This is a genomic window from Kutzneria kofuensis (assembly GCF_014203355.1).
Lineage (GTDB): Bacteria > Actinomycetota > Actinomycetes > Mycobacteriales > Pseudonocardiaceae > Kutzneria > Kutzneria kofuensis.
Window position 1 is genome coordinate 922,301 of sequence record NZ_JACHIR010000001.1, and the last position, 23,206, is coordinate 945,506.

At 70.7% G+C, this 23,206-nt stretch carries 21 protein-coding genes; 5 read left to right on the plus strand and 16 right to left on the minus strand.

Features of this window, described 5'->3' with window-relative positions:
* Positions 1-4: 4 nt before the first annotated feature.
* Positions 5-1,030, minus strand: a complete 1,026-nt coding sequence (locus tag BJ998_RS04180) for a lanthionine synthetase LanC family protein (protein WP_184858636.1) — start codon at positions 1,028-1,030, stop codon at positions 5-7.
* Between the two features lie 150 nt (positions 1,031-1,180).
* Entirely contained in the window at positions 1,181-1,657 is a 477-nt protein-coding gene (locus BJ998_RS04185; RefSeq protein ID WP_184858638.1) for a hypothetical protein, read from the minus strand.
* Between the two features lie 223 nt (positions 1,658-1,880).
* Here BJ998_RS04185 and BJ998_RS04190 point away from each other — a divergent pair, with 223 nt between their 5' ends.
* Positions 1,881-2,555, plus strand: a complete 675-nt coding sequence (locus BJ998_RS04190) for a hypothetical protein (protein WP_184858640.1) — start codon at positions 1,881-1,883, stop codon at positions 2,553-2,555.
* Here the strand turns inward: BJ998_RS04190 and BJ998_RS04195 are convergent.
* The 3 genes from BJ998_RS04195 to BJ998_RS04205 all read right to left on the minus strand — a co-directional run bounded on the left by BJ998_RS04195 (position 2,548) and on the right by BJ998_RS04205 (position 6,408).
* Positions 2,548-3,198, minus strand: a complete 651-nt coding sequence (locus BJ998_RS04195) for a hypothetical protein (RefSeq protein WP_184858642.1) — start codon at positions 3,196-3,198, stop codon at positions 2,548-2,550. The two genes, BJ998_RS04190 and BJ998_RS04195, sit on opposite strands and share 8 nt — an antisense overlap.
* A 182-nt stretch (positions 3,199-3,380) precedes the next feature.
* Positions 3,381-5,117: a carbohydrate-binding module family 20 domain-containing protein gene (locus BJ998_RS04200; RefSeq protein WP_184858644.1), complete on the minus strand. Its 1,737-nt coding sequence runs from the start codon at positions 5,115-5,117 to the stop codon at positions 3,381-3,383.
* A gap of 58 nt (positions 5,118-5,175) precedes the next feature.
* Positions 5,176-6,408, minus strand: a complete 1,233-nt coding sequence (locus tag BJ998_RS04205) for a styrene monooxygenase/indole monooxygenase family protein (RefSeq protein ID WP_184858646.1) — start codon at positions 6,406-6,408, stop codon at positions 5,176-5,178.
* A gap of 79 nt (positions 6,409-6,487) precedes the next feature.
* Between BJ998_RS04205 and BJ998_RS04210 the strand changes: the two genes are divergently transcribed.
* Positions 6,488-7,000 carry an SMI1/KNR4 family protein gene (locus BJ998_RS04210; RefSeq protein ID WP_221337867.1) on the plus strand — a complete coding sequence of 171 codons (513 nt, stop codon included), beginning with the start codon at positions 6,488-6,490 and terminating at the stop codon, positions 6,998-7,000.
* Here the strand turns inward: BJ998_RS04210 and BJ998_RS04215 are convergent.
* From BJ998_RS04215 to BJ998_RS04255, 9 genes are all read right to left on the minus strand, one after another.
* Entirely contained in the window at positions 6,997-8,736 is a 1,740-nt protein-coding gene (locus BJ998_RS04215) for a sigma-70 family RNA polymerase sigma factor (RefSeq protein WP_184858648.1), read from the minus strand. The two genes, BJ998_RS04210 and BJ998_RS04215, sit on opposite strands and share 4 nt — an antisense overlap.
* A gap of 111 nt (positions 8,737-8,847) precedes the next feature.
* Entirely contained in the window at positions 8,848-9,453 is a 606-nt protein-coding gene (locus BJ998_RS04220) for an alpha/beta hydrolase (protein WP_221337868.1), read from the minus strand.
* Positions 9,454-9,685: 232 nt separating this feature from the next.
* Positions 9,686-10,843 carry an acyl-CoA dehydrogenase family protein gene (locus tag BJ998_RS04225; protein WP_184858650.1) on the minus strand — a complete coding sequence of 386 codons (1,158 nt, stop codon included), beginning with the start codon at positions 10,841-10,843 and terminating at the stop codon, positions 9,686-9,688.
* Positions 10,840-12,750: an acetyl/propionyl/methylcrotonyl-CoA carboxylase subunit alpha gene (locus BJ998_RS04230; RefSeq protein WP_184858652.1), complete on the minus strand. Its 1,911-nt coding sequence runs from the start codon at positions 12,748-12,750 to the stop codon at positions 10,840-10,842. The genes BJ998_RS04225 and BJ998_RS04230 overlap by 4 nt, the downstream gene beginning before the upstream one ends.
* Positions 12,751-12,755: 5 nt before the next feature.
* The gene (locus BJ998_RS04235) at positions 12,756-14,354 is read right to left on the minus strand and encodes an acyl-CoA carboxylase subunit beta (protein WP_184858653.1); all 1,599 of its coding nucleotides are present in this window, start codon (positions 14,352-14,354) and stop codon (positions 12,756-12,758) included.
* Complete coding sequence (locus BJ998_RS04240) at positions 14,354-15,496, minus strand: acyl-CoA dehydrogenase family protein (protein WP_184858655.1); 1,143 nt, start codon at positions 15,494-15,496, stop codon at positions 14,354-14,356. Before BJ998_RS04240 ends, BJ998_RS04235 begins: the two co-directional genes overlap by 1 nt.
* Complete coding sequence (locus BJ998_RS04245) at positions 15,493-17,139, minus strand: acyclic terpene utilization AtuA family protein (RefSeq protein ID WP_184858657.1); 1,647 nt, start codon at positions 17,137-17,139, stop codon at positions 15,493-15,495. Before BJ998_RS04245 ends, BJ998_RS04240 begins: the two co-directional genes overlap by 4 nt.
* Before the next feature lie 73 nt (positions 17,140-17,212).
* Positions 17,213-18,004: a TIGR03084 family metal-binding protein gene (locus tag BJ998_RS04250; RefSeq protein WP_184858659.1), complete on the minus strand. Its 792-nt coding sequence runs from the start codon at positions 18,002-18,004 to the stop codon at positions 17,213-17,215.
* Positions 18,001-18,612 (minus strand): TetR/AcrR family transcriptional regulator, encoded by a 612-nt coding sequence (locus BJ998_RS04255; protein ID WP_184858661.1) that lies wholly within the window; start codon positions 18,610-18,612, stop codon positions 18,001-18,003. Before BJ998_RS04255 ends, BJ998_RS04250 begins: the two co-directional genes overlap by 4 nt.
* A gap of 223 nt (positions 18,613-18,835) precedes the next feature.
* Here BJ998_RS04255 and BJ998_RS46465 point away from each other — a divergent pair, with 223 nt between their 5' ends.
* Both BJ998_RS46465 and BJ998_RS04260 read left to right on the plus strand, forming a co-directional pair.
* The gene (locus BJ998_RS46465) at positions 18,836-19,174 is read left to right on the plus strand and encodes a YciI family protein (RefSeq protein WP_221337869.1); all 339 of its coding nucleotides are present in this window, start codon (positions 18,836-18,838) and stop codon (positions 19,172-19,174) included.
* A complete protein-coding gene (locus tag BJ998_RS04260) occupies positions 19,171-20,376 on the plus strand; it encodes an RNA polymerase sigma factor (RefSeq protein ID WP_312889919.1) in 1,206 nt (401 codons plus the stop codon). The genes BJ998_RS46465 and BJ998_RS04260 overlap by 4 nt, the downstream gene beginning before the upstream one ends.
* 271 nt (positions 20,377-20,647) lie before the next feature.
* Here the strand turns inward: BJ998_RS04260 and BJ998_RS04265 are convergent, their stop codons facing one another.
* The gene (locus BJ998_RS04265) at positions 20,648-20,986 is read right to left on the minus strand and encodes a hypothetical protein (protein ID WP_184858665.1); all 339 of its coding nucleotides are present in this window, start codon (positions 20,984-20,986) and stop codon (positions 20,648-20,650) included.
* Positions 20,987-21,257: 271 nt separating this feature from the next.
* Entirely contained in the window at positions 21,258-22,163 is a 906-nt protein-coding gene (locus tag BJ998_RS04270; protein ID WP_184858667.1) for a Sco1979 family transcriptional regulator, read from the minus strand.
* A 198-nt stretch (positions 22,164-22,361) separates the two neighbouring features.
* Here BJ998_RS04270 and BJ998_RS04275 point away from each other — a divergent pair, with 198 nt between their 5' ends.
* A complete protein-coding gene (locus BJ998_RS04275; RefSeq protein WP_246488511.1) occupies positions 22,362-23,201 on the plus strand; it encodes an SAM-dependent methyltransferase in 840 nt (279 codons plus the stop codon).
* Positions 23,202-23,206 lie beyond the last annotated feature (5 nt).

A 23,206-nucleotide genomic window follows, 5' to 3' on the forward strand; every position in this document is an offset into this window, starting at 1 on the left:
CGCTTCAGTCTGCCGGGCGCAGCGGCGGCATCCACAGCCGCCGGGCGCCCGGCACGACCATGCGCACCAGCGCCGCCACCAACACCGGCAGGCCGGCGTCGTCCGGCCAGGCCAGCCGCCCGATCGTCTTGAGCGCCCAGTCGCGGTGCCGGTCGTCGCCGGTGGCTTCGGCCATGTCGAGGAGAAACTCCACGTTCTCCACGACGCCGTGGCAGGAGGCGGTCGCCATCGTCCACTGGTCGGCCCGTACCGCCGCCGCGGCGGCGTCGGCGACCTTGCGGTAGCGCTCGTCGCCGGTCGCGAGCCAGGCTCGGACCAGGAAGCTGCCGACACCGGCGGCGTCGCCGCACCAGCCGCCGAGCGGGATGCTCTCCCCCGGGCCCGAGGGCCACCTCGCCGCCGTCCGGTCCCACATCGCGGCGTCGCAGAGCGTGTCGGCCAGCCGGATCGCCTTGATGCGCACGAGCTTGTCGCCGGTGGCCAGCGCGTGGTCGAGCAGGAACGCCGCGATGCCGGCGATGCCGTGGCCGAAGCCGTACTTGCCCTGCTCGGTGTCCTGGTGCCGGGCGCACTCGGTGGCCCGGGCCAGGAACTGCCCGTCGCCGGTGACCCGCCAGGCGTGCAACAGCGTCAGGCCCGCGCCGGCCGATCCGTCGCAGACGTCCGGATTGCTGCTCAGCACCGGGATCTCGGTGGCCAGCTTGGCCGCGCGGGCCATCAGCTTGGGATCGGCCAGCGCGTGCGCCGCGTCCAGCAGCGCCCACACCGCCCCCGACTGGCCGAAGTGCAGTCCCGGCAGGACGATCGACTCCCGCTCACACCGCTTCGCCGTGCGCTTCGCCGCCGTGCGGACCACGCCCGGCAGCCGGTCGTTGCGGGGCAGCGCCGCCACCAGCGCGCCCAGCACCGAGGCGCTGTGCTTGCGAGGATTCATCCGATTCAGCAGCTGGAGGATGCCGTCGTCGAGCAGCCGGTCGCCCGGCACCCCCTCCGGGTGCACCGCGCCCGCTGCCACCGATCCGATCGACATCACCGGCAGGACCCCCTCCGGCCTGCGAAAACACCGCTACCCGTCCACAATCGCACCAGGTGATCGCGGGGCCGACGATCGGGAGCATATCGTCCCGCCACCACTGCCCCAATGGACAGTCGGGGGGAAAACCGTGAAAGCTATTCGCGTTCAGCCGACCTGTTTGAGCAGCTTGGCGACGGCCTCGACCTGTTGCCTGACGGTCGTCAGCGCGGCGGCGCACGGACCGGCGTTGGGGCCGCCGGTGCTGGGGTCGGCGTTGTTCACGCCGGGATTCTGGGTGCCGACGCCGCACGTGCGCTTCTCGTAGTCGGCGACGGCCGCCTGCATCTTGTCGACGACGGCCTTGATGGCGTCGGCCTGCTTGCTGCCGGCGGTCTCCGAGACCACGCTGTTACCGAAGTTGGCCACCTGGGTCGCGTAGCGCTCGCATTCCGGATAGACGACCGCGGGGTCCACGGTCTGGCACTGGTCGGCCTGCAAGGCGTCGGCCTTCACGGTCAGGTCCTGCACCGACGGCCCGTACTTGGCCACCGGCGGGCCGCTCGGGCCGGCCTCCCGACTGCACCCGGCGGCGACCAGGAGCAATGCGGCGGCGGGCACGACAACCAGACGCAGGTTCACCACCCGGCCAGCGTAGAACAGGGCAGCGCCGCCCCGAACGGCGCGTCCCCGCCGCAACCGACACAGGTGCCCGGAAATTCCCGCTGGATACACAATTCGCCGATGAGGCAGGAATCGACGACTGACAAGACAGGATTGGCTTGCCGCCAGCCTTCGGGGGCGTAGATTTTGCCGCAAGACAACCAATACGTGTGACCGCGCGCACAGTTCTTCTAGCGAGGCCCCCATGCAATCCAGCACCAATGCCTGCCCCACCGCGCTGGCCGCGATCGGCCGCCGGCCGCGGCTCGGCCGGCCTCGCAACGCGGGCGCGCTCGCCGTCGGCTTCACCTTTCGGCGCGACGCGGCGCCCCAGCCGGCGCCCGACGCGTGGCTGATCCTGCGTCCGGGCGAGATCCTGTTGTACAGCAGGGACATCGCCTTCGACGCGGTCGAGCAGGCGGCGGCCAGCCGGATGATCGCGGAGGAGCTGCACGTCACCGAGGCGACGGTCCGGTTCAGCTCCGGCCAGGCGCTGCACAACCAGGGCCTGCCGTGCGGGATCGCGCTGCGCAAGGCGGCGGCGACGGCGTACTGGGGCCTGCACCGGGACGCGGCGGCGCTGCTGAACGTGCCGAGCCGCGCGCTCGCCTCCGACAACGGCCGGTTCCGGGTCCGCGGCGGCCTGCGGCGGGTGTCCTACGCCCAACTGCTGGACGCGACGACAACCGTGCTGTCGCTGGACACCCGCGTGCCGTTGGTCTCGGATCACGACTATCTCGCCGACTACGTCGCCCCGGCGGTCGTGCTGAGCAGCACGTCCTTCTCCTCGCAGGGAACGGGCCGGTTCTCCGGCTTCCTGCGGGACGAGATCCGCCGGGACGACGACGCGGCGACCGGGATCCTGGCCCGGATCAGCTGAGCGGCACCAGCCCGCCCGGCAGGAACGGCGGCACCTGGCCGGTGGCGTCCTCGTAACCCTTGACGGCGCCGTCGAAAGCACCGCCCGCCGCGCCACCGGCGGCCGCGCCGGCGAGTTGGCCGCCGGCCGTGCCGATCGCGGTGCCGATGGCCGTGCCGATCGGGGCCGCCGGCGGGGCGATCGCGCCGCCGATGGCACCGCCGATCGCACCTCCCGCGGCGCCGCCGACCGCGCCACCGACGGCCTTGCCGATGTCGCTGCCCGGCTTGGCCGTTCCGGTGGCGGTGCCCGTGACACCGCCGATGCCGCCGTCCACCGCCCCGCCCAGCCCGCCACCGGCGGTGGAGCCCAGCACGGAACCGGTCTGCTGGCCGAACTGCTCGCCGGCCTTCTGCCCGGAACCGTCCTTCACGCCGAAGATGCCGTCGGCGACGGCGCCGACCGTGCCGCCGGCGAACCCACCGAGGCCGGAGCCGAGCTGCTCGCCGGCGGTGATGCCGGCGTCGGTGAAGTCGGTCGGCTCGGCGGCGCTCGTGCTCGCGCTCGCGGAACCGGCCAGCGGCAGCATCATCATCGCCGCGACCACACCGCCGCCGACCGCGACGCTCAGCGCCGACCGCCGGACCAGACTGTGACGACCCATGGGAATTCCTCTCTCGCAACGGAATTGCCTGGACCGTAGCCAGATCGGGGGCCGACCGGCGGCGCCGTGTGAGTCAGTTCATCCGGGCTCGCGAGGAGTTGTCACGTCGGTGCGCAAGTCCGTCGACGCCAACTGTCCGCAGTGTTCATGCCGCGGAGCCCGGCACTCTGCCGCGTCGGCGATCAGCGCCAACTGTCCACGAGGGTCAACGGGCTGGTTCCGGTGGCGGCGGACCGGTTCGGGTCACTCTCCCAGGTGACCGATCCGTCCGGATTCTTCTTGATGTACTTGTACTGGAACGAGGTGTTGGCCGGCAGCGAGGCCGTCGCGGTCCAGGTCGGGTAGCCGGCCGAGGACAGCGCGATCGCATTGACCGGGTTCCAGCTGCCCAGCGCCGGGACGGACCCGACGACGTACACGTTCTGGCCCCAGCTCGTGGTGGCGTTCTCGGCGAACGACACCTGGACCCGGCTGCCCGTGATCTTCGAGCCGGCGTGGATCGCCACCGCGTCCATGCCGCCGACGGTTGTGGTGGCGTTTCCGTTGGCGTCCACCGTGATCACCGGTCCGGTACAGGAGCCGTTGCCGATGTCGCCGTGCAGGACGTCGCAGTAGGCGCCGGCCGGCATGCCCGTCGCGAACGTCCGCGCCAGCGTGCCGCCTTCCTTGTTGATGGCGACGAATCCCTTGCCGCCCCGGCCGAACGCGATCTGGTTGGTGCCGTCCGACCACCAGTTGCCGACGCTCGTGCCGGCGACGGCGTCGTGGAAGCCGACCATGTTCGCGGCCCAGCGTTGCCGGTGCTCGCACTCCCAGCCGTTGCCGCAGCTGACCGGCGACACCATGCCGTTCGCCTGCGCCGGCGGCGACTGGTCGTTGTCGCCGAAGTCGAAGCTGGACATGATGTTCGGCGTGCCGTAGTTCCAGGCCAGGCCGAACACCGTGGCCAGGTGGTAGATCGCACCGTCCTTGTAGGACAGCGTGCTGCCGTTCCGTTGCGTGTCATGGTTGTCCACGAACACGACCGCCTTGTTGCTCGGCTCCATTCCCCACGACTGGCCGAACGTGGCGAGATCGGCGATGTTGCCGCCACCGAACTTCGCCTTGAGGTTGGTGCCGTAGCGGAACTCCAGCAGGTCGCCGGTGCTCTCGTACTGCTGCGGCTGCACGGCCTCGCCGGCGCCGTAGATCACCTCTTGGAACAGGTAGGCCGGCCTGGCCAGCTTCGCCTCGATGCCGGCGATGTCGGCCGGATTGATGTGCTTGGCCGCGTCGACCCGGAACCCGTCCACACCAAGGGAAAGCAGGTCGTTCAGGTAGTTGGCGATGTTCGTGCGCACGTTGTCGTGCTCGGTGTAGAGATCGGCCAGGCCGACCAGCTCGCACTCCTGGACATCCGCCCGCACGCCGTAGTCGTGGATCTGGCCGTCGGACTCCGGGCAGGGATTCGGGTAGTGGTGGAAGTCCGCCGACGAGTACAGGCCCGGATAGTCGTACTTGTCGGGGAAGGTCGTGCCGCCGTAGCCCGTGTTGCCCTGGCCGGTCATGTGGTTGATCACGGCGTCGGCGTACACCTTCACGCCGGCCGCGTGGCACGTGCTCACCATGCTGGCGAACTGCTGGCGGTTGCCCATCCGGCTGGTGAGCTGATAGCTCACCGGCTGGTAGACCTCCCACCACGGGTGGTTCGCCACCGACACGGACTCCTCCGGCGGCGACACCTGCACGCCGCCGTACCCCTTGGGGCCCAGCACATTCGTGCACTCCGAAGCCACGGATGTCCACGGCCACTCGAACAGGTTCGCGATCACGTCATGTCCGCCGCCGGGTGGGGCGGCGGCGGATTCAGCGGGCAGGGTCAGCAGGGCCAGCAGGGCGGACACGATGACCACGCGGCCCCATTGCGACGTGGTTGTCATTCAACGGACGGTCCCGCGTGACCGGGCTCGAGGTCAAGGCGTGGTCCCGACCTCGCGCTCACGCCACCCGCTCAGCCACCTCCCGCAGATAGGCCCGTGCCACCTCCGGATCGCCCAGCCACGGCTCGTAGTCCGAGGGATCGTTGAACAGGTGCGCGAACCGGTGCGCGACCTCGGGAAACTCCTGCGCCGCCTGCAAGGTCTCCAACACGTGCACGGGCGGCGGCGCCAGCAGGTCGTTGTTGAACCGGGTCGAGTGCCGGGCATAGTCCCAGTACCGGTCGAAACACGTCCGCATGAACTCCGCGTCGAACGGCCGGTCCCCGTGCTCGAGGATCAGCCGCTGGTAGATGCGGGCGCAGTGCACGGCGTTGTTCGCGCCCTGGCCGGCGATCGGGTCGTTGGTGATCGCGGTGTCGCCCATGGCCAGCACGGGTTGCCCGGTCGGCAGCGTGCCGACGCCGTGCCGGACGACCGGCGTGATCCGCCCGGTCAGGAAGTCCAGCGGGCCATCGCTTTTCGCGTCCTCGGCCGCACCGGCCGACCACGGGAAGAACCGCCGCAGCTGCTCCTGGCAGAGTTCGAGGTGCCGCGCGGCGTCGGTGACGCCGTCGAAGACGTCCATCGGGCCGCCCGGGATCGCCGAGAAGTACAGGCCCGTCTTGGGGCCGGCGGCGGTGAGCAGCGGCAGCACGAAGAACTCGCCGACGCCGGGCACCAGGCCGAACGTGACGCCCTGGTAGAAGTCGCCGGGCGCCGTCACCAGGTGCAGGGTGATCCCGCGCTGCGGCTCCGAGTACGGGGAACGCGCGTCGTCCCGCGGGAAGACGCTGTCGAACTGCGGCCCGCGACCTGCGGCGACGAGCACCAGGTCGGCCTCGCGGGCGTAACCGGCGAGGTCCTCGGGAGTCGCCCTCGCGATCCGGAGTTCACCGCCGCGGGCCACGAACTCGTTCAGCCAGAACGACATCTTCAGCCGCTGGTCGACCGACTGCGCGGGGTGGTCCAGCGGCGAGACCCAGGAGATGAACGGATCGGCCGAGCCCGGCATGCCGGCGTCGAAGGCGATGCCGGTCACCGGCGGCACCTGGCCGTCCCAGTGGTTGAGGCCCAACGCCCGCTCGTGCCGCAGCGCCGGCTCGAAAACGCACTGGTTGGACAGGACCCGCCCGTTCCCGATCTGCTCCGCCGTCCGCTCCGACACCATGGTCACCCGGTAGCCCTCGGCCAGCAGCCCCAGCGCCAGCAGCGAACCGGCCTGACCTGCGCCGACGATCACGATGTGCCGCACGGAAAACCCCCTTCGCGCCCCAGTGACGATCAGCCTAGGCGGATTTCCGGGCGGCGGTAGCGCCCTTTAGGGTGCCCTGGTGAGCACCGAGCCGTTCCCGGCCGCACTGGCCGAGGTCGCCCGCGTCGACTTCCCGTACGACAGCGAGGACGACGTCGACTTCGAGCCCTACGGGGAGTTCCGGCCCGACGAGGACACCGCCTTCTGGCTGCCCCTCTGGACCGGCACGGACCTGTTGAACCCGAAGGACTTCCTGGTGTTCGGGCAGGACGGCAGCGGCGGCTACGTGATCATCTGGCTGGCCCGCGCGGGTGCGCCGGTCACCGAGCAGCCGGTGGTGTTCATGGGCTCCGAAGGCGACCACGGCGTGATCGCGAGCGATCTGGGCGACTTCCTGTGGCTGCTCGCCGACGGCTCCGGTCCGTACGAGGCGGTGTCGTCCCCGGACCGGCCGTCACGGCCGCACCGGGAGCTGACCGCGATCGCCGAGCGGCACGCCCCGGATGCCCGCAAGTCGGCGGCCGAGGTGATCGCCCTGGCCCGCGAGCGGTTCCCGCATTTCGAGCGGCTCGTCGCCGAGGCCATCGGCTAGGCGGCGGCCCGGTACGCGAGGCCGACCTGCGTCGGTTGCGCTCCCGGTTCGTAGAGACCGGTGTCTTCGCCCTGCGAGGGCAGCGCGAACCAGGCGTAGCGCTCCAGGTACGGCAGCGAGTCCAGCATCGCCGCCGCGTTCGTGACGAACGCCGCCTGCTGGGCCTGGGTCGGGAACTTCGGCGCGCCGCCGAAGTTGATCAGCGCGAACTCGGTGAGCCAGACGGGCTTGTGGTAGCGGTCGTGGACGGCCTGCAGGTAGCTCTTCAGCTGGCCGACCGCCGCCGCGCCGAAGTCCGAGCCGTACCAGTGCAGGGTGATGAAGTCGACCCGGTAGCCCTTGCTCCCGGCGCCACTCATGAACTGGTCGAGCCAGCCGCCGGGCGTGTCGCCGCCGAAGGCGACGGCCGGGCTGCCCAGGCGCATCCCCGTCGCCTGCAGCTGCGGCCAGAGGTCCAGTGCCTGTGCCGGCGTCATGTTCGCCTGCTGGGCCAGGTCGGGTTCGTTGAAGCCGAGCAGCTCGGTGCCCTGCTTCCTGACCTGCGCCAGCGTGTCCGCGGTGACGGACTTGGCTCCCCAGATCATCGGCACGTACTCGACGCCCGGCGGGGCCGGAATCGTGTTGTGGTTGGCGTCCCAGTTGTAGAACCAGGCCGCGCCGACGTCCTTGAGCGAGGCCGTGACGCCGTCGAAGGCCCAGGCACTCACGCCCTTTCGGGCCGAGGTCTGGGCCGGCTTCTGCTGCGGCACCGCCCTTGTGCTCGCCGCCGCCTTGGTGGTGGTCGTGGTCGTCGCCGTGGTTGTCGTTGTCGTCGTGGTGGTGACGGTGGTTGAAGTGGTGGTGATCGGCGCCGCGACGGCAATCGGCTCCGGTTCGGTGGGTTTCGGGACGAGCACCGCCGCCAGGACCGCCACGGCTGCGGCAGCCGCCACCAAGGGCTTCGTCGCGGCGTGCTGCCACCAGCGTCGGGGCGCCGGCGGCGACGAGGTCGGCACCGCGCCGAAGTCCGGTGGGATCGGCACCAACGGGATGCCGAGCAGCAGGCGCTCCGCCGGCATCAGGTCGTCACGCAGGCAGCGGCCGCAGTCGCGTACGTGGCGGGCGATTCGCTTGCGCCACAACGGGCTCGGTCGGCCGTCCCATTCCGCTGTGAGGTGTGCCAGCTCCGGGCACCGCACCCTCAACGCCCGCACCACCATGCGCGCCGCGTCCAGCTTGGCCTTCATCCGCTGCACCCGGACGGCCGTGTGCTGCGGCGTCAATCCCAGGCCCGCAGCCACTTCCGCCCTCGTCAGCCGGCCGGCCGCCTCCAGCCACCACAACGACAGCAGTTCGCGTTCGTCGTCCTCCAGCCAGCGCGTCGCCTCGACCAGGTCCCTGCGCTGGTCCACCAGGTGCAGGCGGTCGATCGTCAGGTCGACGAAGTCCGCGCCCGGGTCCGCCACGTCATCCGGCCGCACCGCCGGAAATCCCTCGCCCGTGCGGCGGCGCTTCCGTACCTCGCGCATTGCCATGACCACCAGCCAGGACCGGAAATGCGCCGGGTCTTCCAGGTCGGGCAGGCCGTCCAGGGCCGCGAGCATCGTGTCCTGGACCGCGTCGTCCATGTCCGGGTGGCCCGCCATCGCCCGGCCCACGATGTTGTAGACCAGCGGCAGGTAGGTCGCCACCAGCTCGTCGAGGGCGTCCGCGCGGCCCTTGCGCGCGGCGATGACCAGGTCCCAGTCGTCGCTCATCTCACTCCCCGACGCGAGGCGGATTCGTCCGCATGCTCGCACCACGCCCGGGAGTGATCCATGTGTTCATTTCCACTGGCCCGCTGACCAGCGGATAACAGTTTTCTCTGCTCAGAGAATTCGCCGGAACGCCGCGTCCGACACGCTCGCCGGCACCTCGTGTCCACCCGTGAACTCGCGGTAATCGACCCGGTATCCCACGATGCGCAGCGCCGGCACGATTCGCCGGCTCGTCCCCTCGATCGGCAGCACTCCGTCCTGGCGCCCGTGCGACACGAACACCTCCGGCTTGCCCGCCCTGGCGCCCGGCACCACGAAGCCCGGCGAGAACGCCACCACGTTGTCGAACAGCGTCCCGTTCGCCAGCCCCACCGACAGCGCGTACGAGGCCCCGTCCGAGAATCCCGCGATCGCCGCGGTCTTGATCTCGAAGTGCTCGAACAGCTCCGTCAGCGCCCGGTCCAGCGCCTCCACGTCCGGCCCGAAGTTCCCGTGGATCGCGTCCCAGGTGCGCGCCCTCGACTTGGGCGCGTACACCAGCGCTTCCCGGTCTCTCACCACGGTCAGCACCCGCTCCGGGTTCGACCCCGCCCCGTGCAGCAGCACCACCAGCGGCACCGGCCCCGTCGGCAGGTCGCTCGGCACGTGCAGCAGCCCTTCCCCGAACGCGTGCGTCCCCGCCGCCAGCCGCTCCCCCGTGGGCTGCCCCGGCCTCACCGCCAGTTCCCCCAGCCGTCACCCCGTCCCCAACTGCGCCGTCGTGCCCATGACCCACCCTCCCTTGTACGACCCTTGTCGTACGTAACCTCCGAGGTCCGAGATTCCATTCCCGCTCCGAGCGAACGGGCAGGCACGAGCCGCCGGCCGGCACTCCACGGCCGAAGACGGGTTCGGAAAGCCCCGTTCCTCCACTCCGAGTAGAGGAACGGCGCTTTCCGAACATTACCCGTCAGTAGGATTTGGGCAGCCCCAGGGTGTGCTGGGAGACGTAGTTCAGGATCATCTCCCGGCTCACCGGGGCGATCCGGCCCAGGCGGCTGGCGCCGAGCAGCGCCCCCAGGCCGTACTCGGTGGCGAGGCCGTTGCCGCCGTGGGACTGGATGGCCTGGTCGACGGTGGCGGTGGCGGCCTCGGCGGCGGAGTACTTGGCCATGTTGGCGGCCTCGCCGGCGCCGCGGTCGTCGCCGGCGTCGTAGAGAGCCGCGGCCTTCTGGGTCATCAGGCGGGCGAGCTCGATCTGGATGGCGCACTGCGCCAGCGGATGGGAGAGGCCCTGGTGAGCGCCGATGGGCGTGTCCCACACCTTGCGCGTCTTGACGTACTCGGTGGCGCGGGCGAGGGCGTTGCGAGCGAGGCCGGTCGAGAAGGAAGCGGCCATGATGCGCTCGGGGTTGAGGCCGGCGAACAGCTGGCCGATACCGGCGTCGGGGGCGCCGACCAGGGCGTCGGAGGGCAGACGGACCTCGTCGAAGAAGAGGGTGAACTGCTTCTCCGGGGACACGATGTCCATCTCGATGGGCTGGAACTCGAAGCCGGGGGCGTCGGTGGGCACGATCATCAGGGACGGAAGGAGCCGCTGCCCCTTCGAGTCGACGTGCCGGGCGACGACAAGCACGGCGTCGGCCTCGTCGACGCCGGAGATGTAGGTCTTGCGGCCGCCCAGCACCCACTCGTCGCCCTCGCGGCGGATGGAGGTGGCGAGCTTGTGCGAGTTGGAGCCGGCATCGGGCTCGGTGATCGCGAACGCCATCTTCGTGGTGCCGTCGGCGAACCCGGGAAGCCAGCGCTGCTTCTGCTCGGACGTCCCGAAGCGGGCGATGATGGTGGCGCAGATGGCCGGCGACACGACCATCATCAGCAGCGGGCTGCCGGCGGCGGCCAGTTCCTCGCACACGGCGGCGAGATCACCGATGCCGCCGCCACCGCCGCCGAACTCCTCGGGCACGGCGACGCCGAGGTAGCCGAGCTTGCCGGCCTCGGCCCACAGCTCGGTGGTCTTCTCCCCGGCCCGCGCCTTCGCGGTGAAGTACTCGGCCCCGTACCGCGACCCGAAGTCGAAGACGGCCTTGCGCAGCGCCTGCCGCTCCTCGCTCTCGACGAAGCTCATGCCCGCTCACCCTCCACAACAGCGAGCACGGCGCCCGCCTCGACCTGCTGACCTGCCTGCACGAGCACCTCGGCGACCTTGCCGCCGGCGGCGGCGACAACCCGGTGCTCCATCTTCATCGCCTCCAGCACGAGCAGTTCCGCACCGGCTTCGACAACCGCCCCGGGCTCGACCGACACGCGGACCACGGTGCCGGGCATCGGGGCGACGGTGGCCCCCTCGGCGATCTTGTCGGTGGGGTCCGGGAAGCGCGGGACCAGCGTCAACGCCAGCGGACCGACGTACACGGTGTCGCCGTAGCGGGAGACCTCGTAGCGCTGCCGCACACCGTCGACGTCCAGCACGACCTCGTCGGCGGACGCCCGAACCAGCTCCACGCCGGCCGGCTCGACCAGCTTCCCGTTGCGGTCGAAGCGATACGACACCTCGGCCTGCTCGAAGACGGTCCGCTGCGGCTGCGACGGGATGTTCCGCCAGCCCAGCGGGAAGCGGCCCTTGCGTCCGTGCGCCAGCGCGATCGCCGCCGCCAAGGCGCTGCGGTCCACATCGGTCACCAGCGGCGTGGACAGCACGTCCAGACCGACGCGGTCCAGGAAGCCCGTGTCGGTGTCGCCGGCCAGGAACTCCTTGCTGCGCAACACGTTCACCAGCAGGTCACGGTTGGTCAGCACGCCGTGGATCTTCGCGCCGGCCAGGGCGGCGGACAGCCGGCGCGCGGCGGCGGCCCGGTCCGGGCCCCACGCGATGACCTTGGCCAGCATCGGGTCGTAGTGCACGCCGACGACCGACCCGTCCTCGACGCCGCTGTCCAGCCGCAGCCCGAAGTCCCGCGGCACGGCGAACTCGGCGTCCACATCGGACAGTGCGAACCGGTGCAGGGTGCCGCTCTGCGGCCGCCAGTCCAGCGACGGGTCCTCGGCGTACAGCCGGACCTCGATGGCGTGCCCACGCGGCGCTGGGCGGTCCGCCGGCAACTGGCCACCCTCAGCGATGGCCAGTTGCCAGCGAACCAGGTCGATACCGTACACGCACTCGGTTACCGGGTGTTCCACCTGGAGCCGGGTGTTGACCTCCAGGAAGTGGATGGTCCCCTTGGCGGACAGCAGGAACTCGACCGTGCCCGCGCCGACGTAGCTGATCGACCGGGCGGCGGCGACCGCGGCGTCGAACAGTTTCGTCCTGATTTCCGGGGTCACGGCGGGTGAAGGCGTCTCCTCGACGATCTTCTGGTGACGCCGCTGAATGGAGCATTCCCGCTCCCCCAACGCCCACACCGTGCCGTGCGAGTCGGCGAGAATCTGCACCTCGACGTGCCGCGCGCCCTCCAGCAGCGGCTCGCAGAACACGGTGCCGTCGCCGAACGCGGACTCCGCCTCGCGCCGGGCCGCGGCGACTTCCTCACGCAGCGCGGACAGTTCCCGCACGATCCGCATGCCACGACCGCCGCCGCCGGCCGAGGCCTTGATCAGCACCGGCAGGTCGTCCTCGGTCACGGTTTCCGGGTCGAGCTCGGCGAGCACCGGCACGCCGTCGGCGGCGACCCGCTTCTTCGCCGCCACCTTGGACCCCATCGCCTCGATGGACTCCGGCGACGGCCCCACCCAGGTCAGGCCCGCGTCCAGCACCGCCCGCGCGAAGCCGGCGTTCTCCGACAGGAAGCCGTAGCCGGGGTGCACGGCGTCGGCCCCGGTCGCCTTCGCCGCCGCGACCAGCGCGTCGATCCGCAGGTACGTCTCGGACGGCGCCGCCCCGGGCAGCCGCACGGCGTGGTCGGCCTCGGCGACGAACGGGGCATCCGCGTCCGGGTCGGAGAACACCGCGACCGGCGAGATGCCGGCCAGCCGGCAGGACCGGAAGACCCGGCGGGCGATCTCGCCCCGGTTGGCCACCAGCAGTCGAGTGATCATGGCCCTCACATCCGGAAGACGCCGAAGCCCTCGGCGCCCTTGACGTCGTTGCTGTGCACCGCGGAAAGGCACAGGCCCAGCACGGTTCGGGTGTCCCGCGGGTCGATCACGCCGTCGTCGTAGAGCCGGCCGGACAGGAACGCGGCCAGCGACTGCGACTCGATCTGGCCCTCGACCATCTGCCGCATCGCGGCGTCGTGCTCGTCGTTGTACGGCTGGCCCTTCGCGGCGGCTGCCTGCCGCGCCACGATGGACAGCACGCCGGCCAACTGCGCCGGCCCCATCACCGCCGACTTGGCGTTCGGCCAGGTGAACAGGAACCTCGGCGCATAGGCCCGCCCGCACATGCCGTAGTTGCCCGCGCCGTAGGAGGCGCCCATCACGACGGTCAGGTGCGGCACCTTCGAGTTGGACACGGCGTTGATCATCATCGACCCGTGCTTGATGATGCCGGCCTGCTCGTAGGAGGCGCCGACCATGTAGCCGGTGGTGTTCTGCAGGAACAGCAAGGGGGTGTCGGCGCGGTTGGCCAGCTGGATGAACTGCGTCGCCTTCTGCGCCTCCTCGCTGAACAACACCCCGCGGGCGTTGGCGAGGATGCCGATCGGGTAGCCGTGCAGGCAGGCCCAGCCGGTGACCAGGCTGTCGCCGTAGCGCGGCTTGAACTCGTCGAAGTCGGAGTCGTCGACGATACGGGCGATGACTTCCCTGGGGTCGAAGGGAATTCGCAGGTCCGTCGGCACCAGGCCGAGCAGTTCCTCGGCGTCGTAACGGGGTTCGAGGACCTGGGACCGGGGCGCCGGCCCGAGCTTGCGCCAGTTCAGCCGGGCCACCACGCGCCGGATGGTGCGAATCGCGTCCACCTCGTCGGCGGCGACGTAGTCCGCGAGCCCGGAGACACGGCCGTGCATGTCGGCGCCGCCCAGGGCCTCGTCCTCGGCCTCCTCGCCGGTGGCCATCTTGACCAGCGGCGGGCCGCCGAGGAACACCTTCGAGCGCTCCTTGACCATGATCACGTAGTCGGACATGCCCGGCACGTACGCGCCGCCGGCGGTGGCGTTGCCGAACACCGCCGTGACGGTCGGGATGCCGGCCGCCGACAGCCGCGTGAGGTCCCGGAACATCTGGCCGCCGGGGATGAAGATCTCGGCCTGGCTGGGCAGGTCCGCGCCGCCGGACTCGACCAGGCTGATCACCGGCAGCCGGTTGGCCAGCGCGATGTCGTTGGCCCGCAGGGTCTTGCGCAGTGTCCACGGGTTGCTCGCGCCGCCGCGCACGGTCGGGTCGTTGGCCACGATCAGGCACTCGACGCCCTCGACCACGCCGATGCCGGTGACCACGCTGGCCCCGACCTGGTAGTCGCTGCCCCAGGCGGCCAGCGCGGAGAACTCCAGGAACGGCGCGTCCTGGTCCACCACCAGCTCGACGCGTTCGCGGGCCAGCAGCTTGCCACGCTTGCGGTGCCGTTCAACGTACTTCGGGCCGCCGCCGGCCAACGCCTTGGCGTGCTCGGCCTCCAGCTCGGCGAGCTTGCCCAGCAGCGCCTCGCGGTTCTCCTTGTGCTCGACGCTCGTCGGGTCCACGGTGGACTTCAGTGCTGTCATCAGGCGAATCCCATCCTGCGCGCGGCGAGCTCGGCCAGCACCTCGCGGGTGCCGCCGCCGATGCTGAGGATCCGCGCGTCCCGGTAGTGTCGTTCCACTTCGGACTCCCGCAGGTAGCCGGCGCCGCCGTGCAGCTGGACGGCTTCGTTCACCACGAAGTCGCACGCGTCGGTGCTGGCGTTCTTTGCCATCGACACCTCGGCGATCACCTCCTCGCCGGCCGCCACCTTGACCGCGACCTCGCGGGTGTAGGTGCGGGCCAGCGCGGTGCGCTGCGCCATCTCGACCAGCTTGTGCCGCACCACCTGCCGGCTGATCAGCGGCCGGTCGAAGGTGACGCGGTTGCGGACGTAGTCCACGGCCAGGTCGAGGCAGCGCTGCGCGGTCGCGTACGCCTGCACGGCAAGCGACAGCCGCTCCACCTGGAACTGCTGCATCAGCTGCGGGAAGCCGCCGTTCTCCGGCCCGACGAGGTTGGCGACCGGCACACAGGCGTCCGAAAAGGACAGTTCGGCGGTGTCGGAGCAGTGCCAGCCCATCTTCTCCAGCCTGCGGCTGGCGGTGAAGCCGGGCGTGCCGCGCTCCACCACGAGCAGGCTCACGCCCTGGTAACCGGGCTCGCCGGTGCGCACCGCCGTGGTGACGAAGTCGGCGCGGGTGCCGGAGGTGATGAACATCTTGCTGCCGTTGACGATGTAGTGGTCGCCGTCGCGGACGGCGCGGGTGCGCAGCGACGCCACGTCCGAGCCGCCGTCCGGCTCGGTGACGGCGAGCGAGCCGATCTTCTCGCCGGCCAGCGCCGGCCGGACGAAGCGCTCGACCTGGTCGGGGTCGCCGGCCGCGACGATGTGCGGGATCGCGATGCCGTGCGTGAGCAGGCCGGCGATCAGGCCGGACGAGCCGCCGGCCTGGATCAGCTCCTCGGTGACGACAACCGTGTCGAGCAGGTCGCCGCCGCTGCCGCCGACCTTCTCGTCGAAACCGACGCCGAGCAGTCCGACCTCGGCCGCCTTGCGGTGCAACGACCTCGGCAGCTCGCCGTCGCGCTCCCACTGGTCCAAGTTCGGGCGGACCTCGCGCTCGACAAACGCGCGCACGGTGCCGCGCAGCTGCCGCCGTTCCGGAGTCTCCCAGGGACTCACACGCTCACCTCGACCGATCGGAGCCACTCCCCCAGCGCCTTTGCCTGGGGGTCGAACCGGGTGCTGGCCGCGACACCCTCACCGAGCAGGCCGCGGACCACGAAGTTGACCGCCCGCAGGTTGGCCAGCGGATACCGTTCCACCTGCAGCTCCGCCAGCTCCGGCAGCAACTGCTTGAGCAGCGCGGAACTCAGGGTGGATTCGAGCCAGGCGTAGTCCTCGTCGGTGCGGGCCCACACGCCGAGGTTGGCGTCGCCGCCCTTGTCGCCGGAGCGCGCGCCGAACCGTTCGCCGATGCGGAACCTCGACGTGGCAACGGGTTCGCCATCGGGCTCGACACTGGCGGGCGGTTCTGTCGCCGCAGTCTGCGCGGGTGGTGTCACCTCGACACGCCGTCCGTCCGGCAACACGACCGTGTGCGCAATCGCTTGCTGTGGCAGGAAAGCCGCCGAGTAGACGCCGAACGGGGTGGCGTCCGAGGGCGGCGCGGTGACGTGGAAGCCCGGGTAGGAGGCCAGCGCCAGCTCGACGGCGGCCTGCGAGAACACTCGTCCGGATCGCTTACCGTCAGCATCCTTGATTGTCACGTGGAGCAGCGCACTGGCGGATTCCTCGGTCGGCGGGTCGTCGTGCGCGACCGTGCCGAGGCTCCAGGTGACGCCGTCGGAGCCGATGCGCTCGGTCAGCTGGCGCTTGACCAGGTCCGCCTTGGCCGCCACGTCCAGTCCACACAGGACGAACGTCGTCGAGTTGCGGAAGCCGCCGAGCCGGTTCAGGCACACCTTGGCCTCCGGCGGCGGCGGTGTTCCCTCGACCCCGCTGATGCTCACCCGGTCCGGGCCGGCCGGCGCGAGCCGGATCGTGTCGAACCGGCTGACCACGTCCGGGCCGAGGTAGTTCGGGCCGCCGATCTCGTAGAGCAGCTGGGCCGTCACGGTTTCCGTGGTCACCGCGCCGCCGGTGCCGTCGTGTTTGGTGATCACCGATGAGCCGTCGGCCTCGATCTCGGCGATCGGGAAGCCGGCGTGCAGCAGGTCCGGGATCTCGGTGAAGAAGGCGAAGTTGCCGCCGGTGGCCTGCGCCCCGCACTCGATGACGTGCCCGGCGACCGTGGCCCCGGCGAGCGCGTTCCAGTCGTCTCGGGCCCAGCCGTAGTGCGCGGCCGCCGGCCCGACGACCAGCGACGCGTCCGTCACGCGGCCGGTGACGACGATGTCCGCGCCGGCGTTCAGCGCCTCGACAATGCCCCAGCAGCCCAGATAGGCGTTGGCGGTGAGGAATCCGTCGAACCGGTCGCGCACGTCGTCACCTTCGACGTGTGCCACCGAGACCGCGACGCCGAGCCGGTCGGCCAGCTCGCCGATCGCGGCCGCCAGGCCGGCCGGGTTCAGGCCACCCGCGTTGGTGACGATCTTCACACCGCGGTCGACGGCCGTGCCGAGCGAGCCTTCCAGCTGGCGCAGGAACGTTTTGGCGTAGCCCTTGGTCGGGTCCTTCATCAGGTCCCGGCCCAGGATGAGCATGGTCAACTCGGCCAGGTAGTCGCCGGTGAGCACGTCGAGCGGGCCGCCCTCGAGCATCTCGCGGACGGCGTCGAAGCGGTCGCCGTAGAAACCGGACGCGTTGCCGATTCGATAGGTCACAGCCCCACCTCGCTAGCGCTCGGCGAGTCTGCGACCAAGGCCACTGTGCTTATTGGTGCCATCGCAAGCTCGGTCACTGAAACTCCCCCGGCTTCCGGCCGCCGCCCGGCAGACCGGCAAACGCTTGCGCCACACGGACGAACTGCTCGGCCACCGGTCCGACAACGGTGAGGTCGAGATCGTCGAGGTGCCGGCGTTGCGTGACCAGGAAGCAGAAGTCCAGGGCCGGCCCGGTGATCCGGTTCGCCGCGCCCTCGTCGTTCCAGGTCCAGGTGTCGCCGTCGGGTCCGGACAGCTCGAACCGGATCGGCTCGGCCGGCACGGGCAGGCCGTTGATCTGGAAGGCGAAACCCATGGCCCGCACGCCGATGTGGGCCACGTGTCGCAGCCGGGCCGTCGGCTCGCGGCGGACGCCGAGCGTGTCGGCGATGTCCTGGCCGTGCGCCCAGGTCTCCATGATCCGCGCGGTGGCCATCGACGCCGCCGCCATCGGCGGCCCGAACCACGGCAGCTTCTGTCCACTGGGGACGTTCACAAGCGCTTGCGCCAGCTCGTTTCTCCCCCGTCGCCACTCCACGAGCAGCTCGGCCGGGTCCTGCTGCGACCACGCCTCGGCCGCCAGGTCGACAAAGCCGGTGGGATTCGCCTGCGCCTGCTCGACCGTGTCGGCGAAGGCCTCCTCGTCGGTCGCCGCGAGCGTCGCCTGGCGGTCCGTCCAGGCCAGGTGCGCCACCTGGTGCGCGATCGTCCAGCCCGGCGCCGGCGTCGACGCCGCCCAGCGCTCCGCCGGCAGGTCCGCCACCAGCGAATCGGCGTCCGCGCTCTCCGCGACCAGATCCGCCACCAGGGCGGAGATGTCCGTCATGACTGCTCCTTCAACACGGCGTCGAGCATCGTTGCCCACTGCCGGACGATGCGGGCCCGGCGGCGCGAGTCGTCGGTCAGCTGGTTGGCCAGCGCGAGCCCGCGGGCCAGGTCCAGCGTCGCCTGCACCGTCTCGCGCACCCCCGGCTTGCCCTCGTCCGCGCCGAGCAGCTCCAGCGTCAGCTTGTGGCACTGCCGACCGAGGCGCGCCTCCAGGTCGATCACCACCGGCTTCAGCTCCGGGTCCGTGCGGGCCGCCACCCACAGTTCCAGCGCCGCCGTGAACATCGGGCTGGCGAAGAAGTCCACCACCAGCTCCACCACCGCCCGGGTGCGGTCGGCCGCCGCCGTCACCCGCCCCGACTCCCTGAGCAGCTGCTCCGCGCTCTCGTGGCCGACGTACTCCACCGCCGCGGTCACCAGCTCGTTTCGCGTGCGGAAGTGGTGCAGCTGCGCTCCCCTGGACACGCCCGCCCGCTCCGCCACCTGCGTCGTCGTGGTGCCCGACCAGCCGTGCTCCACCAGGCAGTCGACCGTCGCCTCCATCAGCTTGCGCCTGGTCTCACGGCTGCGGTCGGCCTGCCGCTGCCGCGTCAGCTCCGGTGCCATGGGAGCGAGTGTTCCGCCCAACTAACAAACAGTCAAGACTGATTGTTAGTTGCGCCTCCATCTCGCCCGGGAAGTCACATGCGCTCCTCACTTGTCATCTGGCGTCACATGCGGAGCGCATGTGGCAGGGGAGGGCGGGGCGGAGGTTTTTCGTGTCCACTGTCGATCCGCGCGGCAGCCGTTCGTACAGAGGGCGAGAATCCGAACCGAGGAGGCGCTCACCATGAAGAACTACCTGCTCAGCGTGTACCAGCCGGACGGCCCGACCCCCGCCCCCGACGTGCTGGGGCCGATCGTCGAGGCCCTCGGCGCGCTCAACGCGGAGATGAAGGCGGCCGGCGCGTGGGTGTTCGACGGCGGGCTGTTCCCGCCGGAGACGGCGACGGTCGTCAAGGTGAAGGACGGCGAGGTCGGCATGACCGACGGCCCCTACGTGGAGGGCAAGGAGCACCTCGGCGGCTTCACCATCGTCCGGGCGCCCGACCTGGACGCGGCGCTGGAGTGGGGCCGCAAGCTGGCCGCCGCGACGACGCTGCCGATCGAGGTCCGACCGTTCCGGTGAGCATCGAGCGGGTCTTCGCGGCCGAGTACGGGCGCGCCGTCGCCGTCCTGGTCCGCGTGTTCGGCGACATCGACATCGCGGAGGAGGCGGTGCAGGAAGCGTTCGCGACGGCGGTGCGGAAGTGGCCGGAGACGGGAACGCCGCCCAGCCCGGCGGGCTGGATCATCACGACGGCCCGGAACGCGGCGGTCGACCGGCTGCGGCGGGAGTCGGCCCGCCAGGACAAGCACGCGCAGGCGGCGCTGCTGCGCGCCGAGGACGAGCCGGTGGAGGAGGGACCCGTGCGCGACGACCGGCTCCGGCTGATCTTCACGTGCTGTCACCCGGCGCTGGCGCCGGCGGCGAGGGTGGCGCTGACGCTGCGGCTGCTCGGCGGGCTGGCCACACCGGAGATCGCGCGGGCGTTCCTGGTGCCGGAGAAGACGATGGCGCAGCGGATCGTCCGGGCCAAGGCGAAGATCCGCGACGCCGGCATCCCCTACCGGGTGCCGCGCGACGCCGACCTGCCGGACCGGCTCCGGGCGGTGCTCGCCGTGCTGTACCTGATCTTCACCGAGGGGCACACCGCGAGCTCCGGCGACGCGCTGGTGCGGGACGACCTGTGCGCGGAGGCGATCCGGCTCGGGCGGGTGCTGGCGGAGTTGATGCCGGACGAGCCGGAGGTGTGGGGGCTGCTGGCGCTGATGTTGCTGGTGCATTCCCGCCGCGATGCCCGTACGACGGCGTCCGGCGACCTCGTGCTGCTGGCCGACCAGGACCGGTCGCGCTGGGACGCGGCGCTGGTCGCCGAGGGGCAGGCGATCGTGCGGCGGTGCCTGGGCTGGCGGCGGCCCGGTCCGTACCAGATCCAGGCCGCGATCAACGCCGTGCACAGCGATCCGCCGACCGACTGGGGACAGATCGTGCAGCTCTACGACCAGTTGCTGCACTTCACGCCCACGCCGGTGGTGGCACTGCACCGGGCCGTCGCGGTCACCGAGGTGTCGGGGCCGTCGGCCGCCCTGAAGATCGTGGACGAGCTGGATTTGCCCTCGTACCACGTGTTTCACGTCGTGCGGGCGGATCTGCTGCGGCGGCTCGGTCGCACGGAGGAGGCCGCCGACGCCTATCGCCGCGCCGCCGAACTCACGGACAACGCGACGGAAAAGGCTTTCCTCCGCCGTCAGAGGGAAAGCGTGGAGCTAAAACACCCGAAAGAGTGAGGGAGATGAACGAGAGCCGGTTCGGGGAGTGGCGGTGCGACGAAAGAACGAACCGGCGCGGAAAGCGGTCGCGCGGCGAAAGGGCCACCCGCCAGAAGCGGTCGCGCGGTGAGAGAGCCCCCCACCGAAGCAATGGTGTGACAGCGCCAGCAGCGGGGTGCTTGAGATTGAACCGCCCCGCCGGAGCAATGGCGTGGCAGCGCCAGCGGCCGGGTGCCTGAGATCGAACCGCCCCACCGAAGCAGCGGCGTGGCAGCCGCCAGCGGCCGGGTCAGGAAGCGACGGCGTGGCGGAGCAGCAGGGTGCCGGGGGTGCGGTCGTCGGGCAGGCCGAGCAGCTCGGCCAGCACCTCCCCCGCCGTCCCGGCGGCGCGCCAGATGATGCGGGTCGGGTTGAGGAAGTTGGTCTCGTCACCGGGCATCCGGGTGGCGACGACGTCGTCCTCGCCGCGGAGCCACACGACGTCGATCACGTTGTGGTGGGCCCGAACACCGATCACCGCGACGACATGCCCCTCCGGGTTGCGGGGGTGCATGAACCGGAAACCGCGGGTGACCAGCTCGGCCAGTCCCAGGTCGGTGGAACGTGGTGCCTCAGTCGAGGAAGTCATCGCATTCGCCATTCTTCGCGCCGGCCGCGATCTCGGCTCGGGTGCGGACGCAACGGGCCGGCCGGGTAGCGGGAGCTGAGCGCGCCGGTGCGCCGGGCAACCGCCCCCAGGGCGCAGCGTGGACGTCGGCCATGCTCCCCACCCTCCGGACTTGCATTCGGGCTTGCAGCTGCACGTGCATCTGAGCGCTGCGTCACATTAGCACGACCACATGCACGTGCATCTGAACGCCGCGCAAGTTGGGCCGGTGGGGTGATCTTCCGGCCAGGGCCTAAAGGGCGTCCATCACCTCGGCCAGCGAACGCCGGCTGCGCTCAGGGGTTTCCGCGTCGACCATCAGCCGGTCCACGACCCGGCTGTACTGCTCGATCTCCTGCCGCTTGTCCAGGTACAGCGCCCCGGTCAGGTGCTCGATGTACACCAGGTTCGGCAGCTCCGGCTCGGCGAAGCGCAGCATTGTGAACGAACCCTCGGCCGCGTACCCGCTCAGATCGAACGGAACCACCTGAATGGTGATGTTGGGACGCTTGGTGTACTCGATCAGCCGCTTCAGCTGCGCCCGCATCACCTCCTTGCCGCCGATCGGCCGGTGCAGCACCGACTCGTCCAGCACCGCCCACAGCCGCGGCGCGTTCGGCCTGGTCAGCAGCTCCTGCCGCTTCATGCGCAGCCGCACCCGCCGCTCGACCACGTCGCTCGCCGCCTCGGGCCGGCCTCGCGTGGCGATGGCCCGCGCGTAGTCCTCGGTCTGCAGCAGGCCCGGCACGAACTGCGCCTCGTAGGTCTGGATCCGGGACGCGGACTCCTCCAGGCCGACGTAGTCCTGGAACCAGTCGGGCATCAGGTCGGTGAAGCGGTGCCACCAGCCGGGCTCGTTGGACCGCTTGACCATCTCGAGGAAGACCTCGCGCTCGCCGGGATCGTCCACCCCGTACAGCGACAGCAGGTCGGCCACGTCGCGTTCCTTGAAGCTGACCCGGCCGAGCTCCAACCGGCTGATCTTGGACTCGGAGCCCCGGATGGCGTAACCGGCGTCGGCCCGGGTGATCTCCGCGGCCTCCCGCAGCCGGCGAAGCTGCGATCCGAGCACGATCCGCCGCGCGGTCGGCCCAGCACCGTGATCAACCGAGCGGCCGTTACCACTTTCGGATGAATTGGTGGGGTCAATCGCGCCCATTCCGGCTCCTCCCGTACGCCCTCAGCACCCGGGTCGGCCCTGCGCGTCGGCCCCTCCCCAGGTGCTTCCATCAGGGCCTTTTGCCGGCGAACCCGACTACTCAACGTACACCGGTGCGGGCCGCGCCCGACAGCGCACCGCCGTTTACCGCAGTGGCGACGCACCAATAGGCTTACTCGCTCGGTTGTCGGAACCACCATGACGGTCTGCGAGGCGGAGATGCCCGTTCCCAAAGCCCCAGTGCACATCGACACGACCAAGGCCAGCATTGCCCGGGTCTACGACGCGTTCTTGAACGGGAAGGACAACTACGAGATCGACCGGGAGGTGTTCCGGCGGGTCAAGTCGGTTGCTCCCGAGGCGGCGCTGCTCGCCGTCGACAACCGGAACTTCCTGATCCGCGCGACGCGCTTCATCGCCAGCCAGACCAACATCACGCAGTACCTGGACTGCGGCTCCGGCCTGCCCACGGCGGAGAACACCCACCAGGTGGCGCAGCGGCTCAACCCGGACTCCAAGGTCGTCTACGTGGACAACGACCCGGTGGTGATCGCGCACGGCCGCGCGCTGCTGGAGGAGAACGACCAGACCCACTTCAGCGCGGCCGACATCTTCGAGCCGGAGACGCTGCTGCAGGACGAGGTCGTGCGCAAGCACATCGACTTCAACGAGCCGCTCGCGCTGTTCCACATGGGCACGCTGCACCACTACGACGGCCAGCGGCCGCCGCAGGACATCATGAAGACCTACATCGACGCGCTGCCGTCGGGTTCGTACGTGGGCGTCAGCCACTTCTACGACCCGCAGACGGAGGAGTACAGCGAACTGGCCCGCCGCATGGAGGACATGTTCGTGCACAGCCCGATGGGCAGCGGCGTGTTCCGCACCCGCACCGAGATCGAGGGCCTGTTCCCCGGCCTGGAGATGATCGAGCCGGGCGTGGTGGAGTGCGCGCGCTGGTGGCCGGACGGCCCGCAGATCAAGCCGATGGACCCGGTGCAGTACTGCATCGTCGGCGGCATCGGGCGCAAGCCGTAGTCGTT

Coding starts and splice junctions, on each gene's coding strand:
- BJ998_RS04180 (WP_184858636.1), bottom strand. CDS start 1,030: ATGTCGATCGGATCGGTGGCAGCGGGCGCGGTGCACCCGGAGGGGGTG.
- BJ998_RS04190 (WP_184858640.1), top strand. CDS start 1,881: ATGCAATCCAGCACCAATGCCTGCCCCACCGCGCTGGCCGCGATCGGC.
- BJ998_RS04195 (WP_184858642.1), bottom strand. CDS start 3,198: ATGGGTCGTCACAGTCTGGTCCGGCGGTCGGCGCTGAGCGTCGCGGTC.
- BJ998_RS04200 (WP_184858644.1), bottom strand. CDS start 5,117: ATGACAACCACGTCGCAATGGGGCCGCGTGGTCATCGTGTCCGCCCTG.
- BJ998_RS04215 (WP_184858648.1), bottom strand. CDS start 8,736: ATGAGCGACGACTGGGACCTGGTCATCGCCGCGCGCAAGGGCCGCGCG.
- BJ998_RS04225 (WP_184858650.1), bottom strand. CDS start 10,843: ATGAGCTTCGTCGAGAGCGAGGAGCGGCAGGCGCTGCGCAAGGCCGTC.
- BJ998_RS04230 (WP_184858652.1), bottom strand. CDS start 12,750: ATGATCACTCGACTGCTGGTGGCCAACCGGGGCGAGATCGCCCGCCGG.
- BJ998_RS04235 (WP_184858653.1), bottom strand. CDS start 14,354: ATGACAGCACTGAAGTCCACCGTGGACCCGACGAGCGTCGAGCACAAG.
- BJ998_RS04250 (WP_184858659.1), bottom strand. CDS start 18,004: ATGACGGACATCTCCGCCCTGGTGGCGGATCTGGTCGCGGAGAGCGCG.
- BJ998_RS04255 (WP_184858661.1), bottom strand. CDS start 18,612: ATGGCACCGGAGCTGACGCGGCAGCGGCAGGCCGACCGCAGCCGTGAG.
- BJ998_RS46465 (WP_221337869.1), top strand. CDS start 18,836: ATGAAGAACTACCTGCTCAGCGTGTACCAGCCGGACGGCCCGACCCCC.
- BJ998_RS04265 (WP_184858665.1), bottom strand. CDS start 20,986: ATGACTTCCTCGACTGAGGCACCACGTTCCACCGACCTGGGACTGGCC.
- BJ998_RS04270 (WP_184858667.1), bottom strand. CDS start 22,163: ATGGGCGCGATTGACCCCACCAATTCATCCGAAAGTGGTAACGGCCGC.
- BJ998_RS04275 (WP_246488511.1), top strand. CDS start 22,362: ATGACGGTCTGCGAGGCGGAGATGCCCGTTCCCAAAGCCCCAGTGCAC.